The following is a 14647-nucleotide window of genomic DNA, read 5'->3' as shown; positions in this document are numbered from 1 at the left end:
CACAATACCAGCAACGGGAAAAAGCCCCTATCGCTTTTAAAGTCCCTATCGCTTTTAAGGAGATGCGCCGTGCGCGTGATTCGCAAGTATGCTAACCGCAGGCTGTATGATACACAGCAAAGCCGCTACGTAACGTTAGAAGACCTGCGTCGCTTAATCATCGACGAAGCGCCTTTTCGCGTTGAAGATGCTAAAAGCGGTGAAGACCTGACCCGCACTATTTTGCTATCGATCATCATTGAGCAAGAGCAGGCAGACGGAGAGTCACAAGTGTTCTCCAACGATTTGTTGGCGCAACTGATCCGCGTTTATGACATGACGTCGCCACTGCCACTGTCACGTTATCTTGAGCAGGGTACGCAGTTGATGCTGGAACAGCAAAAGCGTCTGCAAAGCCAATGGAAGCAGGCCATGCGTAACACGCCGCTGGACTTCATGCGCGAGTTAGGCGAAGAGAATATGCGTTTTTGGCAAAAGACCCTGAATCAATCTGCGCAAAGCGATGAAGCTAACGCTGGCGATCACCAAGCGTCAGAGAGCAGCGGTAAGCCTGGTGACGATGCTGGCGGAAGCAATAAAAAGAAACAGGACAAAACCTCCTGACCCCACTTGGGGCCGCGCTGTGGCATAATGCCGCCAATAACGCTCTCCCGTTTGAGAAGGATGAACATGAAGGTTTTGATGATTGGCGGCGGTGGTCGTGAGCACGCTTTAGCTTGGAAATTGGCTCAGTCGACCCGCGTTGAACACGTCTTCGTTGCACCGGGCAATGCCGGTACGGCGACGGAAGTGAAGGTTACTAACGTCGCGATTGCCGCAACGGATATCGATAGCCTGGTAGCATTTGCCCGTGATGAGCAGATTGGCTTGACGGTGGTCGGCCCGGAAGCGCCGCTGGTAGAAGGGATCGTTGATCGCTTTCAAACGGCCGGCTTGACGATTTTTGGCCCTAATCAAGCCGCTGCTCAGCTTGAGGGGTCGAAGTCCTTCACCAAAGACTTCTTAGCGCGCCATGATATTCCGTCAGCAGACTACCAAACGTTTACTGAAGTCGAGCCTGCACTTGCCTATCTGAGCAAAATGGGTGCACCCATCGTCATCAAAGCGGACGGCCTTGCAGCTGGCAAAGGCGTTATTGTCGCGATGAGCGAAGTAGAAGCAGCCGATGCCATTCGTGACATGTTGGAAGCTAATGCGTTTGGTGATGCTGGCGCACGCGTAGTCATTGAAGAGTTTTTAGAAGGTGAAGAAGCCAGCTTTATTGTCATGGTGGACGGTGAGAACGTTGTTACCATGGCGACTAGCCAAGACCATAAGCGCGCTTATGACGGCGACACCGGTCCTAATACCGGCGGCATGGGAGCTTACTCTCCGGCACCCGTGGTTACTGACGAGATTGACGCGCGTATTATGGAGCAGGTTATTTGGCCTACCGTGCGCGGCATGGCCGCAGAGGGAAATGCTTACACCGGGTTCTTGTACGCAGGCCTGATGATTGACGCCGCAGGCAATCCCAAAGTGATTGAATATAACTGTCGTTTTGGTGATCCTGAAACCCAGCCGATTATGATGCGGCTGGTGTCTGATTTCGCTGAGCTCTGCTTAGCCGGCGCACAGGGAGCATTAGCAGGACATCGCTGCGAATGGGATCCGCGTGCGGCGGTCGGTGTGGTGATTGCGGCGGGTGGTTATCCTGGTGACTATCGGAAGGGCGATGTGATTCATGGCTTGGCAGCGGCGGAGCAAAACGGCTGTAAAGTATTTCATGCCGGCACCGCGCAAAACGCTCAAGGCGAGATTACTACTCACGGTGGGCGTGTGCTGTGTGTAACGGCGTTGGGTGCGACAGTTTCAAAGGCACAGCAGTTAGCGTATCAAGGTGTTAAAGCGATTCGCTGGGACGGTGCTGAATACCGTCGTGATATTGCCTTTAGAGCAATCTCTCGCGAGGCCTAAAAATACAGCGTCATTCCTATCCAACACCGTCGAGGATGCAGGCATGGAGCGTGTCAAGCTGGACTTTCCCGCTGAAGCGGTTATTCACCGCCATCCCTTGACGGTGCGTGTAACCGATATGAATTACGGCCGGCACTTAGGGCATGATGCGATAGTGTCGCTGCTTCACGAGGCTCGTGTGCAGGCTTTTGCGGCACTGAATTTGCCCGAGTGGGACATGTGTGGGTACCCCAGCCTGGTGGCTGATTTGGCGATACAGTATCTCAGTGAAGCGCGCTGGCCTGATGCGTTGATCATTGAAACCGCCGTGCCGGCGCCTCAAGGCAAAGCGTTGACGATTTATCAGCGCATTCGCCAGAGTGAATCTCAGAAAATCGTAGCAACGGCGCGCGTAAACCAGCTGCTGATTGATCTAAACACAGGAGCCCCTGTGGATGTGCCCGCTGACGTGAAACATGCGCTTTCTCTTGCGAGGAGTGGCTAATGTCACGAGAGTACCCGGTAATTGCCGTGACCGGCTCCTCTGGGGCAGGCACAACGACCGTAAGGCGCAGCTTCGAGCGTATGTTTTTGCGTGAAGATGTGCATGCAGCGATCGTCGATGGCGATGCTTTTCATCGCTACACGCGCGACGATTTGCACCGTATTTTCCGCGAAGAGCCTGAGCGCAAGAACGAACTCTCCCATTTTGCCGTTGAGGCTAATTTGCTGGATAGGCTAGAAGGGCTGTTCGGCGAGTACGGCGAGCATGGCTCCGGTACGTTTCGGCACTATATTCACGCCGAAGATAAGCAGAAAATTGAAGCCGGCTGCCGCGTAGGCACCTTCACCGAGTGGCAGTCGCTGCCTTGTGGTACTGACCTGCTTTTCTATGAAGGTTTGCACGGCGGGCTGGTAACTGAAGACTTTGATATTGCGCGTCATGTTGATCTTTTAGTCGGCGTTGCGCCGACCATGAACCTTGAATGGATCCAAAAGATTGATCGTGACACTAAACTGCGCGGTTATTCACAAGAGGCGGTGATCGATACGATTTTAGGCAGAATGGATGACTATGTGCGCTACATTCAGCCGCAATTCTCGCGCACCCACATCAATTTTCAGCGCGTGCCTACGGTTGATACCTCGAACCCCTTTGAGGTCCAGGACATTCCTACTGACGCCGAGTCGTTCGTGGTCATCCGCTTTAGGGACCCTTCCACCGTTGACTTTCCCTGGCTGCTGGCCATGATTAAAGACTCCTTTATGACGCGCCCCCACACGCTGGTAGTGCCCGGGGCACTGATGTCATTGGCGATGGAGTTAATTCTCGCTCCTTTAGTTCGCCATTTGCTGGCACAGCGGCGTTTTCGCTAATCCTTGCTGATAAAAGTAATGGAGTAATCTATGGAATGCCTCTTTTGTAAAATCATCAATCGTGAAATTCCGGCCGATATTGTTTACGAGGATGAGCACGTTCTGGCTTTTAACGACATTGGCCCTCAGGCACCCACCCATCAGCTAATTATCCCTAAAAAGCATATCTCGACGCTGAATGATATTGAAGAAGCCGATCTAGCAACCGTTGGCCGCCTTCAGCTCACCGCCGCTAAGCTCGCCCGTGAGCAGGGTTTTGATGAAGATGGGTACCGTGTGGTGATGAACTGCAACGAAATGGGCGGGCAGACGGTCTATCATATTCACATGCATCTAATGGGCGGGCGTATCTTCACTTGGCCCCCCGGCTAGTAATTAGGCTTGAGCAAGATAAGTACGATTTGGTAATTAAGTACGCTTTAGTCGGTAAGCTTAGTTAGGCAACGGAGTGTTTCCATGGATCGTCAACAGAGTCGAGCCGATAGACTGATTCACCAGTTTGATACCGTTTTGCGTACTCTTGCCCCTCATGCGGCATCTCCGCAGCGTGTCAGCCCCGCCAAGGATGTCACCGGAGAAAGGCTGGACGATCACGAGCGCCGTCATGCCGCTGGCTTAATGCGTATTCATCACACCGGTGGGGTGTGTTTGCAAGGACTGTATCAAGGGCAGGGCATCACCGCGCAGTTGCCCCATGCACGCAAGCAAATGGAGCAGTCGGCGCTCGAGAAAATCGATCATCTCGCTTGGTGTGACGAGCGCCTTGAGCAGTTACACAGCCGAACCAGCTATTTAAATCCACTTTTTTATATCGCCGGGTTTGGAATAGGTGCAGCGACCGGTGCGGTAAGTGACCGCGTAAGCCTGGGCTTTTTGGCCGCGGCTGAAGAGCAGGCGGGTAAGTCTCTTGACCTGCATCAGCAATCGTTGCCCGCAGGCGATGCCTGTTCGCGCACTATACTGCGTCAAATGGCGATTGATGAAGCACATCATGCGCATATCGCCTTAGAGGCCGGAGGGTTGCGCTTTCCAGCGCCAATTAAGTGGCTAATGCATTTAGGCGCTAAAATGGTGACTAGGGGTGTCTATCACTTTTAATATACGGGATTGATCGGCTGCTGATATCTGCGGTTCACATTCGCTGAAAATAAAAAGGCTCCGCAGAGCGGAGCCTTTTTATAGCCATCATCTTATTTTGCGTCAGGCATCAATGCGCTTATATTTCATGCGTTTAGGTGTGTCATTGCCCACACGCTTTCTATGGTCTGCTTCGTATTCTGCGTAGTTGCCTTCGAATAAGACCACCTCAGAATCACCCTCAAATGCCATCACGTGGGTGGCGATACGATCAAGGAACCAACGATCGTGTGAAATCACCATGGCACAGCCTGGGAATGCTAACAGTGCTTCTTCCAATGCCCGCAGCGTTTCGATATCCAGGTCGTTAGAGGGCTCATCAAGCAGCAGAACGTTTGCCCCTTGCTGCAACGTTTGCGCGAGCTGCAGGCGGCCACGCTCACCGCCAGACAGTTCTGCTAAGCGCTTCTGCTGGTCGTTGCCTTTAAAGTTAAAGCGACCAACGTACGCGCGTGATGACACTTCATAGCCGTTGATGTTGAGGATGTCCTGTCCACCAGAAACAGCTTCCCACACGGTCTGTTTATCATCAAGAGCATCACGTAGCTGCTCAACGTAAGCAATATCGACCGTCTCACCAATGACTACGTCACCGACATCAGGCTGTTCTTTACCCGTTATCAGTTTAAATAAGGTCGATTTACCCGCACCGTTACCACCAACAATACCTACAATCGCACCATGTGGAATGGTGAAGGAGAGGTCTTGATAAAGTAACTTGTCCTCAAAGCGCTTGGCGACATTGCGAAACTCAATAACGTTATCGCCCAGGCGCGGCCCCGGCGGAATATAAATTTCGTTAGTTTCATTACGCTTTTGAAAGTCGCCGGACTGCATTTCTTCGAAGCGGTTAAGGCGTGCTTTGCTTTTAGCTTGTCGGCCTTTGGCGTTGCTGCGCACCCATTCAAGCTCTTGCTTGATGGCTTTCTGGCGCGAAGCCTCTTGTTTAGCTTCTTGGCCCAGGCGCTCATCTTTCTGCTCTAACCACTGCGAGTAGTTACCCTCGAACGGGATACCTTGCCCACGGTCAAGTTCGAGTATCCAGCCTGCAACGTTATCCAGGAAGTAGCGGTCGTGAGTAATCGCGACCACGGTGCCGTTATAGTCATGCAGGAAGCGTTCAAGCCAAGCCACGGATTCAGCGTCAAGGTGGTTGGTGGGCTCGTCGAGCAGCAGCATGTCGGGACTGGAAAGCAGTAGGCGGCATAGCGCTACGCGGCGACGTTCACCGCCTGATAGATTGCCTACCTTGGCATCCCAAGGGGGCAGACGAAGGGCTTCAGCGGCAACTTCAAGCTTACGTTCTAAGTTGTGCGCATCGGCCGCTTCAATAATATTCTCAAGACGTGCCTGTTCGCTAGCGAGCGCATCAAAGTCTGCGTCTGGCTCTGCGTAGGCAGAGTAAACCGCATCGAGCTTTTCCTGCGCTTCTTTGATGGCACCGAGCGCTTCCTCAACGGTGTCACGAACGTTTTTCTCGTCATCTAACTGTGGCTCCTGAGGGAGGTAGCCAACATTGATACCGGGCATCGGACGAGCTTCACCTTCAAACTCTTTATCGACACCGGCCATGATACGCAGCAGTGTGGATTTACCCGAACCGTTGAGGCCCAGCACACCAATTTTGGCACCTGGGAAAAACGATAACGAAATATTCTTAAGAATTTGCTTTTTGGGCGGCACTACTTTGCCAACCCTATTCATGGTGAAAACGTATTGCGCCATGGAGATCCGTTAGGTTGATGAAAGAAAAAGCAATAGCCGCATGCGGCTAGCTATGCACTGATGATAGAGGTCTGCGCCGGGAAAGGCTAGGCTACGAGAAGTGTTCTGCTAGCTAAGCCTACCCATAGAGCGAGAAGGCTAAGCTGGTTGATGGCAGTGCTGGCAAGCGGGGAGGAACGAATGGCTACTCTTCTTCATCCCAGTCATCTTCAATAACGCGCTGCAATCGGCGCTCTTCTAACCACGCTTCAACTTGGCGCCGAGAGCGCAAACTGTCGGCCTTACTTGGTTTGCTTTTGCTGTAATGGTCATCATTAACAGCATCTAAGCTTTCGAACTCATCTGAGTCGACGCTATCGATAGTAAAGGTTTCACGACTTAAGGGGTCACGGCTCATGATATGCCCTCCAACCCAGCCGGCGTACCGGCATCACAACGGCTTCATTGGTAAACTCGGTTAGTCTACGAAGTGAAGCGCCTAGCGCCGTTTAAGCGCCTTGTCGCTATATAACGCCAGTTGGGCTGAAGTTCAAGCCTTGTTGGTTTTTTTTGCGTTAAAAAGTGAATTTTTAGCAGGTTTCTTACTGCTTTTGTAATTCTGCCAGGGCAAGCTGTGCCTCGGTACGTTCCGTGACATCCTTCTGTACACCAATGTAATACATCAACTTATCCGCTTCGTCGTAGACGGGTGTAATGGAAAGTTCATTCCAAAACATGGTGCCGTCTTTTCGATAGTTGCGTAGCACTTCACGAGACGGCCGGCCTGCTTTTAGCGCTTTTCTAATGGCGACAAGCGCATCTTGGTCGCGGTCTTCGTTTTGTAAAAAACGACAGTCGCGATATAAAATTTCGTCAGCGCTGTAGCCCGTCAAACGCTCAAAGCCCTTATTGACGTAGATGAGGATGTTTTCATCCCCTTCCTGTTCGGCAACCACAATGCCATCTTCAGATGCATCAATAATGCGTTCGAGCAGCTCTGGGCTGATCAAGGGAGATCGTTTCATCAAAGGGTTCCTGTTGCAGCTCCTGTCCTTTCCGGAGAACATGCCGTTCGCTCTATGCGTGGTCCGAGCGGGATTTTTACTCACTTTTAGAGGCTCGATAGCCAAGGTGTCAGTCCGTAACGGCTATCGAGCTCCATCATGGCGAGCGTTGCGATGCATTGCAATCGTCAACGCACTCTTAGGATCGGACGCGAGGTGTTTTTTACGCCGACCTTAGCCGCTGGCCACTAAACGACATGCATCAAACGAAAGGGTAGCGATGTGTAGAAAGTAACGCCATTAAGACGAGCGGGTGGTTGTTTCCTGTTTCAAGCTAACTCGACATGACAGAATGGTGTTTAAAGAGGCCCTATTAACCTGACGGGAAAATTTACAATGTCACGTGTTCAAATTCGCTATTGCACGCAGTGCCAATGGCTGCTGCGCAGTGCTTGGTATGCTCAGGAGCTGCTTTCGACCTTCGGTGAAGGTTTAGATGAAGTGGCACTGATGCCATCTCATGGCGGCACTTTTGAGATTTGGTATGAGGATGTGCTGCTATGGGAGCGCAAACGCGACGGTGGTTTTCCGGATATCAAGCGCCTCAAACAAAGTGTGCGTGACCAGCTAGAGCCTGGGCGTGATTTAGGGCATATCGACCGATGAATCAGGATCGCCAAGCCATCCTGTATGGGCTAGGAGCCGTTGCGCTGTGGTCGACCGTAGCGACGGCCTTTAAAGTGGCGCTTGCTTGGATGAGTCCATTAGAATTGATGTGGCTCGCAGTGCTTGTGTCCTGGGCATTAATGGGGGCGCTCGTTATAAAGCAGGGCAATCTTGCTACGGCGCTGCGCACCGGTTGGAAGACTGCCGCGTGGGCGGGGTTAATGAACCCCGTTGCCTACTATTTGGTGCTCTTTGCTGCGTATGACCGACTTCCAGGGCAGGAGGCGATGGCGCTCAATTACACCTGGGCGTTGGCGATGGCATTCTTAGCCGTGCCCTTGCTGGGACAACGCTTAACGCGCATGGATATCATCGCTGGATTGATTGCGTATGCCGGGGTGTGGGTGATTGCAACGCGTGGCGCGGTGTTCAATGTCTCTTTTGCTGACCCGTTAGGGGTTGTTCTGGCTCTCGCTTCAACATTGCTGTGGGCGCTTTATTGGCTGCTTAATGCGCGCGACTCACGCCCGGCATTAGTGGGCCAATGGCAAAATTTTACGGTGGGTTTGCCGGTGCTAACCATCCTGTTATTACTAGGCCCTGGCTTTCAGTGGCATGGCTGGGGGGCGTTAGGGGCAGGCGTTTACGTCGGGCTGTTTGAAATGGGCATAGCATTCATTTTATGGCAGATGGCTGTCCACAAGGTGTCGCGCACTGCAAAGGTTTCTAATCTTATTTTTCTCTCGCCCCCGGTATCACTGATGCTGCTTTTTTTGGTGGTTGGAGAGCCTATTTTGCCATCAACCCTAATGGGACTGGTGTTAATACTTTTAGGGTTAGGGATGCAAACCCAGCAGAAGCAGCCAGAGGGGGGGTAGTCTGGGTAGTAAAATATTTCTTTTTGTCTTTTTTTATTATTTTAATTCTTGAAGTGAAATGTGAACTAGTATAAAAGTCAAACAAAATACTAGTTCTGAAGTATGAGTACATTTTCTTAAATAATGGAATGTGACCATAACGATACATTAATCTTCAGCTGAGCCGATAGCTACGGCTAGAGAGAGGTTATAACAAAGGCATGGAGAAGAGCATAGACATTGGTGTGTTGAGCGAGCAGTTCGGGGCGGATTTTGAGTATCAGCAATTTAGGTCTGACGAGGCTTATTCACACGATCAGCAGCGTTGGAAATTGCTTGATGGGATTGCCAAGCAAGCGCCGGGCGCCTCGCCAAAAAGCGTTGAGAGGTCTAGGCCTATTGCTGTGCCTCCGGTTTATGCCCAGGAGCGTGAACAGCCGCCGGTGCAGCAGGCGGTGCCGTATCGCCTAGAAAATAAACAACCGACATCAGGTGTTGATGCTTCTCACCAGCACCCGGTTGACAAGCCAGCAACGCAGCGTTCTTTTGGCCATTTATTTCAGTCTTATACAGATAGTAATGATGATGCTCAAAGTAATCACCGTCAGGGAACATCGCTAAAAGCGTTGATAAGGCAAATCAATAAATGACGCTTATTTGTATTGCCTCTCCTAAAGGGGGAGTTGGTAAAACAACGTTGACTGCTAATCTTGCTTACACTTTGCAACGCCAAGGTTTAAATGTCACTGTCATTGACTTTGATAGCCAAGATGCATTGAAGCTTCACTTCGGTATTGCTTTTAATGATGCTCAAGGCTATGTCGTTGAAGCCGCGTCTACTCCCTATTGGGGTGAAATGGCCCGAACAACGGCAAGCGGCATTGACGTGCTTGCCTATGGCTGTACAACTAGAGAGCAGCGCCATCACTTCGAAACGTTTCTTGCCAATGATCCAAGAGCCCTATATCAAGCGCTTAGCGGCTTTTATAACTCCCCAAACGATGTGCTGTTAGTTGACTTGCCGCCAGGGCACTCCGTAGCACTAGAGGCTGTTTGCCAGTTAAAGCCACTGTGCATCACTATGCTGATGGCCGATAGCGCCTCTTTGGCCGTTCTACCCTCTATTGAAAGTGGTGGCTTTTATCCTGATACCATTGGCAGGCATTTGTACTATGTCGCCAATCAGCTAGACCTTCGTAATGACCTAAGTCGCGACGTATACGCGCTTTTAAAAGAGCGTTTGAAGGCGTCACTGCTAGGGGCGGTTCACCGTGACGCAGCAGTGTCCGAAGCACACGCACTGCAGGTTTCTGTGCTGCAACATGCGTATACCTCTGCGGTTGTTAATGATATTGAGGCTATCGCCCATAATCTCATGCGTTTAATGCAAGATGCCGAGCTATCTCAAGTACGCAAAGAGGGTGAATAATGAAAACCCTTATGTATAAAGCCTGGATCGCTCTATTACTACTTCTTTGTACCCCTGTCATGTTAATTGTTGTTACAACGCCGATGACGTTGAATAACCAACTGGCCTTTGGGGGCGTTACCGCTGTTTTTTTATTAATCATGGGGCAGGTCGATTCTCCGCGCATACGTTTAGCAATGGCATTAGTAACCGTCATGACGGCAACTCGCTATCTCTATTGGCGGGTAACGGAAACGCTCATTACGGATGGTTTTATAGAGCCGATATTGAGCTTTGGGCTATTGGCGGCAGAAGGTTACTGCTGGGTTGTCTTGGTGCTGAGCTTCTTTCAGTCGGCGTGGTTGCTTGATCGTAAAGTTGTCCCACTGCCTAAAGACATCACTAAGTGGCCAACGGTAGACGTATATATTCCGACGTATAACGAAAGCTTAGACGTAGTTCGTGATACTGTTTTGGCAGCGCAAAATATTGACTATCCAGCTGATAAAGTAAATGTTTATCTTTTAGATGATGGTAAGCGAGCTGAGTTTGGCGCTTTCGCATCTCAGGCGGGCGTTGGATATATTACTCGCACAGATAATAAACACGCGAAAGCGGGTAATTTAAATAATGCGCTCCAGAAAACGTCCGGCGAGCTTATTTGTATTTTTGACTGTGACCATATTGCCACGCGGGCTTTTTTACAGGCGACGGTGGGCTCTTTTCTTGTTGATCAGAAGCAAGCACTTATACAGACGCCCCATCATTTTTATTCGCCTGATCCCTTTGAACGGAATTTAGTCAGTGGCCGGGAAGTGCCACACGAAGGTGAGCTTTTTTATGGTCCTATTCAAAAGGGCAATGATTATTGGAATGCAGCCTTTTTTTGTGGCTCGTGTGCAGTTATTCGGCGCAGTGCACTAGAGGAAATAGGTGGGTTTGCGGTTGAAACAGTCACAGAGGATGCGCATACCGCATTAAAACTACAAAGAAAAGGATGGTCTACCGCTTACTTAGGCATACCCCTTGCCGCTGGGTTAGCGACGGAACGACTAGCGTTGCATATTGTTCAGCGTGCGCGTTGGGCACGGGGTATGACGCAAATATTACGGCGTGATAACCCCCTATTAGGCCGAGGGTTGAGCATTCCCCAGCGGCTCTGCTATTTAAGCGCGATGTTGCACTTTCAGTTTCCGTTAGTGCGCTTTATTTTTTTAACAGCCCCGTTGGCTTACATGCTGTTTGGGCTCAATATTATTCAAGCATCGCCTCAGGCCGTTGCTGTCTATGTACTTCCTCACTTATTTGCAGCCGTTTATACCAATGCGAAGCTGGTAGGGCAGTATCGCTACACGTTCTGGAATGAAATATATGAAACGGTTTTAACCTTTCATTTGCTCAAGCCTTCCCTTGTGACACTGTTTAATCCCAATCGAGGCAAGTTTGATGTCACGGAAAAAGGAGGGCGACTCGAGCAAAGCTTTTTTGATTTTAATGTGACGCGACCTCATCTGTTTTTACTGGCATTACTGGCTGCGGGCCTAGTATGGGGTGTCGTACGCTTAGTTTGGTGGAATCCTGAAGGTGAGCAAGCAAGCGTATTGCTGTTTAACGTAGCATGGGCCTCATTTAGCGCAATTTTCCTGATGGCGGCTATCGCTGTTGGCAGCGAACAAAAGCAGGTGCGTGAATACGTACGAATCAAGCTAAGTCGGCCTGTGGTCTTACATCTCTCTGGCGGCTATACGTTGTCGTCTACGACGCAAAATTTGTCTATGGGTGGCATGCAGCTAGCTGCAGTAGCTGGCTTTTCAAAAGATGCGCGCATTGATTTTATCGAAATGGAATTCGATGGCAATCCGATACTGTTTCCTGTGCACATAGTAAGCCGTGATGCACAGCATATACGCCTGCGGTTTGGCACGTTGAATGTGGTTCAGCGCCGCCAGTTAGTGAAGCTTGTCATGGGTCGTGCTGATGCCTGGCTACAGAAACGCAAGCTCCCACACGATCAGCCGTTGCGTTCTATGTGGACTGTTATTCGTGCCGTCACAGGTCTGTTTTTCCGAAACTGGAAGGAGCGGCGTTTATTTGCCGGTGGGGGCGACAGTGCTGGCAAAGCACGCCAGGCAGACGCGCGTTCTGGTAGCTCACCACCTATGGCAACAGCTGCTACAGCGGTATCCACTCCTGTATCCACCTGGGTATGGCGAATGGTTCTCGTCGCGTTGATTATGGTAGGCATCATGTCTACCCAGCGAGCATGGAGCCAGTCATTAGATGTTCAGGCTTTGCCAAGCAACGCTAGGCCGTTAATGCTAGAGGCATTGCCTAAAGAGGCCGCGACGTTGCCTGATGTTGAAGTGAATGCACGGGGCGGTTTAGCTTTCAATATGCCCTTGGAGACTCGGGAACGAATTTATCCACTTTTGCAGCGTATAGACGAGGTCGAGCCTGAGCCTCTTCGTATTCAGGGCAACGGAGCTCAGGCGGGTATCGAGTTTTCTTTGCGTAGTGATGAAGTGTCTACCGGCGCTGTGCTGCACTTAGATATACGCTATTCAGATGCTCTTCTTGAGGGGCTTAGTCGGCTGGACGTTACTCTCAATGGCATTGTTATTGAGACGCTAGAGCTTGACCGATTTACCGCAGAGCATCTGGTTGCAGAGGTGGCTATTCCGCCAGAGCTAATCATTACCTATAACACACTACTGCTAAGTGTGGCCGGACAAACGCTAGAGCAGTGTAATAACTTGCTCAGCGAAGATATTTGGGTCGAGGTTTTACCAAGCTCGACGCTCAATGTGAATGTTCAGTCGTTGCCGCCGCTTAAGGGGCTCGCTAATTTACCTGCCCCCTTCGCTGATGCGGCCGACATGGAAAGGCTAGTATTGCCTTTCATTATGCCCTCTATGCCTTCAGAAACGCTGCTGAGTGCAAGCGCAATATTAGCCTCGTATTTTGCGATTAAAGCGGATTTTAGAGGCGCTGACTTCCCCGTTCATCATACTCAAATACCTGATCAGCATGCGGTCGTCGTAGGGACTCCCGAGCAGATGCCTTTAGGAGTAGAGCTGCCGAGAATTGATGGCCCTACCTTACTGCAACTGGCTAATCCTAATAATGCTATGTATCGCTTATTGATCGTCACGGGAGCAACAGAGCAAGACGTAAAAAGCGCCGCTGCATATCTAGCCCATTATCAAGAGCGTTTAAGCGGCGACAGTGAAACGGTAAGTGCGCCCCAGCTAGCCCTTAGAGAGGCCTATGATGCACCTAACTGGCAGGCGCTTAATGAGCCGATCTATCTTGACAAAATGGCTGGTGAGAATGAAATGGTCGGTGAGGGTATTCGCCCGTCGCCGCAAAATTATAGTTTTCGCCTGCCCCCAAACATGCATTTATGGCCGGGTGATCATGTAACCTTAGAAGTGGGCTATGAGTTCCCTCGTGGCGAGTGGCTAAACGAAGATGAGTCACGACTGGAGATTGCTCTTAACGGCACTTATCTAGCCTCCTTACCCGTTGAGAAGCGTTCTTTAGCCTGGGAAGCTTGGCGCTTTCTGGGAAATGATATTCGTAAAGAGCGCGCTACGTTACGCATTCCCCAGGAAAAGTTATACGGTAATAACCAGCTCAGCTTTTATTTTAATATGGCAGTGAATATGCCGGAAAATGGATGTGAGCTGGGCCTTCCTGATCGCATTGAAACGCGCCTGTACCCTGATTCTTATTTGGATATGAGCGATGCACAGTATTTTGCAGCGTTACCAGAGCTCTCGTACTGGCTGAGTGCAGGCTTTCCCTTTACGCAGTGGGCCGATTTATCGCACACGACGCTGCTGCTTGCCGCGGAACCCGATGCTATCGAAATTGGCACCGCGCTTGGGCTGATTGGGCGCATGGGGGCCTCTACCGGATACCCCAGTATTGCGCTGAATGTGCGCAAGGGGCTAACGCTTAACGACAACTTGTCAGACCGAGATATGCTGGTCGTTGCGCGTGCTGATCAATTGGAACGCAGTGAGCTTAATCGTTATCTTGGGCCTTTCAGTATCGAGCAGGGGGCTTTACGCGTTACGCCTTTGAACTTAATGAATAGATTAAATCTTTGGGCACAAGCCCAGTGGGGGCGAGATACCGAGCGCGCTCGCAATAGGATTGGCAGTCAGTCCCCTGAACAGATCTTACTGGGCGTTCGGTCACCGCTGAACCCCACGCGCAGCATTATCGTAGCCACTGCTTTTCATGATGAAGGCATGCGCACGCTACCGGCCGTGATTGATCAGCCCCAAGTTAGTCGTCAAGCCGTGGGGGATTTAGTCATGGTGTCGCCGAGCCAAGAGGTCAGTGCTTATCAGGTTGGGCCGCGGACGCCTCGAGGTGAAATGGTCTGGCATCGTCTTATCCGCTGGTACACCGGCCAATACATTATTCCCATGTTATTAGCTATGGGCATTGTTCTGCTTTTACTGTCCGGACTTCTTTATAGCACTCTCAAACGCCGAGCACTGCGTCGAGCAAATGCTGGTAGCAAAACGCACTCAGGCGGAGAATAA

The 14647-nt window shown here is 50.9% G+C and carries 14 protein-coding genes; 11 read left to right on the top strand and 3 right to left on the bottom strand.

What is annotated here, in order from left to right:
* Positions 1 to 69 precede the first annotated feature (69 nt).
* The 6 genes from phaR to coq7 all read left to right on the top strand — a co-directional run bounded on the left by phaR (position 70) and on the right by coq7 (position 4410).
* On the top strand, positions 70 to 603 hold the full coding sequence (gene phaR / locus ACT3TR_RS09705) for a polyhydroxyalkanoate synthesis repressor PhaR (protein WP_441684772.1): 534 nt from the start codon (positions 70 to 72) through the stop codon (positions 601 to 603).
* 66 nt (positions 604 to 669) lie between these two features.
* Complete coding sequence (gene purD, locus ACT3TR_RS09700; RefSeq protein ID WP_444625343.1) at positions 670 to 1956, top strand: phosphoribosylamine--glycine ligase; 1287 nt, start codon at positions 670 to 672, stop codon at positions 1954 to 1956.
* Positions 1957 to 1999: 43 nt separating this feature from the next.
* A complete protein-coding gene (locus ACT3TR_RS09695) occupies positions 2000 to 2440 on the top strand; it encodes an acyl-CoA thioesterase (RefSeq protein WP_192536253.1) in 441 nt (146 codons plus the stop codon).
* On the top strand, positions 2440 to 3312 hold the full coding sequence (locus ACT3TR_RS09690; RefSeq protein WP_444625344.1) for a phosphoribulokinase: 873 nt from the start codon (positions 2440 to 2442) through the stop codon (positions 3310 to 3312). Before ACT3TR_RS09695 ends, ACT3TR_RS09690 begins: the two co-directional genes overlap by 1 nt.
* 30 nt (positions 3313 to 3342) lie before the next feature.
* Positions 3343 to 3684 (top strand): histidine triad nucleotide-binding protein, encoded by a 342-nt coding sequence (locus ACT3TR_RS09685; protein WP_096279006.1) that lies wholly within the window; start codon positions 3343 to 3345, stop codon positions 3682 to 3684.
* Positions 3685 to 3768: 84 nt separating this feature from the next.
* Positions 3769 to 4410 (top strand): 2-polyprenyl-3-methyl-6-methoxy-1,4-benzoquinone monooxygenase, encoded by a 642-nt coding sequence (gene coq7 / locus ACT3TR_RS09680; RefSeq protein WP_444625345.1) that lies wholly within the window; start codon positions 3769 to 3771, stop codon positions 4408 to 4410.
* 102 nt (positions 4411 to 4512) lie between these two features.
* Here coq7 and ettA read toward each other — a convergent pair whose 3' ends face one another.
* The 3 genes from ettA to ACT3TR_RS09665 form a co-directional block, all read right to left on the bottom strand.
* Positions 4513 to 6174, bottom strand: a complete 1662-nt coding sequence (ettA, locus tag ACT3TR_RS09675) for an energy-dependent translational throttle protein EttA (RefSeq protein WP_441668515.1) — start codon at positions 6172 to 6174, stop codon at positions 4513 to 4515.
* 184 nt (positions 6175 to 6358) lie between these two features.
* Positions 6359 to 6571, bottom strand: a complete 213-nt coding sequence (locus tag ACT3TR_RS09670) for a PA3496 family putative envelope integrity protein (RefSeq protein ID WP_192536321.1) — start codon at positions 6569 to 6571, stop codon at positions 6359 to 6361.
* Positions 6572 to 6755: 184 nt separating this feature from the next.
* Positions 6756 to 7178, bottom strand: coding sequence for a PAS domain S-box protein (locus ACT3TR_RS09665; RefSeq protein WP_192536322.1), 423 nt, complete (start codon positions 7176 to 7178; stop codon positions 6756 to 6758).
* 375 nt (positions 7179 to 7553) lie between these two features.
* Between ACT3TR_RS09665 and ACT3TR_RS09660 the strand changes: the two genes are divergently transcribed.
* The 5 genes from ACT3TR_RS09660 (at position 7554) to bcsA (ending at position 14647) form a co-directional block, all read left to right on the top strand.
* Entirely contained in the window at positions 7554 to 7823 is a 270-nt protein-coding gene (locus ACT3TR_RS09660) for a SelT/SelW/SelH family protein (RefSeq protein WP_096279016.1), read from the top strand.
* On the top strand, positions 7820 to 8701 hold the full coding sequence (locus ACT3TR_RS09655; protein ID WP_192536323.1) for a DMT family transporter: 882 nt from the start codon (positions 7820 to 7822) through the stop codon (positions 8699 to 8701). Before ACT3TR_RS09660 ends, ACT3TR_RS09655 begins: the two co-directional genes overlap by 4 nt.
* Before the next feature lie 200 nt (positions 8702 to 8901).
* The gene (locus tag ACT3TR_RS09650; protein ID WP_096279021.1) at positions 8902 to 9330 is read left to right on the top strand and encodes a hypothetical protein; all 429 of its coding nucleotides are present in this window, start codon (positions 8902 to 8904) and stop codon (positions 9328 to 9330) included.
* On the top strand, positions 9327 to 10109 hold the full coding sequence (gene bcsQ / locus ACT3TR_RS09645; RefSeq protein WP_444625346.1) for a cellulose biosynthesis protein BcsQ: 783 nt from the start codon (positions 9327 to 9329) through the stop codon (positions 10107 to 10109). The genes ACT3TR_RS09650 and bcsQ overlap by 4 nt, the downstream gene beginning before the upstream one ends.
* Positions 10109 to 14647: a UDP-forming cellulose synthase catalytic subunit gene (gene bcsA / locus ACT3TR_RS09640; protein WP_444625347.1), complete on the top strand. Its 4539-nt coding sequence runs from the start codon at positions 10109 to 10111 to the stop codon at positions 14645 to 14647. Before bcsQ ends, bcsA begins: the two co-directional genes overlap by 1 nt.

This window comes from Halomonas sp. AOP12-B1-6 (assembly GCF_052379225.1).
Lineage (GTDB): Bacteria > Pseudomonadota > Gammaproteobacteria > Pseudomonadales > Halomonadaceae > Vreelandella > Vreelandella casei.
Note: the sequence above shows the minus strand (reverse complement) of the source record. Positions and strands in the feature narration are given on the sequence as shown.

What these genes read in the sequence shown, in the direction of transcription:
- purD (WP_444625343.1), top strand. Translation starts at nt 670, where the DNA reads ATGAAGGTTTTGATGATTGGCGGCGGTGGTCGTGAGCACGCTTTAGCT.
- ACT3TR_RS09695 (WP_192536253.1), top strand. Translation starts at nt 2,000, where the DNA reads ATGGAGCGTGTCAAGCTGGACTTTCCCGCTGAAGCGGTTATTCACCGC.
- ACT3TR_RS09690 (WP_444625344.1), top strand. Translation starts at nt 2,440, where the DNA reads ATGTCACGAGAGTACCCGGTAATTGCCGTGACCGGCTCCTCTGGGGCA.
- ACT3TR_RS09685 (WP_096279006.1), top strand. Translation starts at nt 3,343, where the DNA reads ATGGAATGCCTCTTTTGTAAAATCATCAATCGTGAAATTCCGGCCGAT.
- coq7 (WP_444625345.1), top strand. Translation starts at nt 3,769, where the DNA reads ATGGATCGTCAACAGAGTCGAGCCGATAGACTGATTCACCAGTTTGAT.
- ettA (WP_441668515.1), bottom strand. Translation starts at nt 6,174, where the DNA reads ATGGCGCAATACGTTTTCACCATGAATAGGGTTGGCAAAGTAGTGCCG.
- ACT3TR_RS09670 (WP_192536321.1), bottom strand. Translation starts at nt 6,571, where the DNA reads ATGAGCCGTGACCCCTTAAGTCGTGAAACCTTTACTATCGATAGCGTC.
- ACT3TR_RS09665 (WP_192536322.1), bottom strand. Translation starts at nt 7,178, where the DNA reads ATGAAACGATCTCCCTTGATCAGCCCAGAGCTGCTCGAACGCATTATT.
- ACT3TR_RS09660 (WP_096279016.1), top strand. Translation starts at nt 7,554, where the DNA reads ATGTCACGTGTTCAAATTCGCTATTGCACGCAGTGCCAATGGCTGCTG.
- ACT3TR_RS09655 (WP_192536323.1), top strand. Translation starts at nt 7,820, where the DNA reads ATGAATCAGGATCGCCAAGCCATCCTGTATGGGCTAGGAGCCGTTGCG.
- ACT3TR_RS09650 (WP_096279021.1), top strand. Translation starts at nt 8,902, where the DNA reads ATGGAGAAGAGCATAGACATTGGTGTGTTGAGCGAGCAGTTCGGGGCG.
- bcsQ (WP_444625346.1), top strand. Translation starts at nt 9,327, where the DNA reads ATGACGCTTATTTGTATTGCCTCTCCTAAAGGGGGAGTTGGTAAAACA.
- bcsA (WP_444625347.1), top strand. Translation starts at nt 10,109, where the DNA reads ATGAAAACCCTTATGTATAAAGCCTGGATCGCTCTATTACTACTTCTT.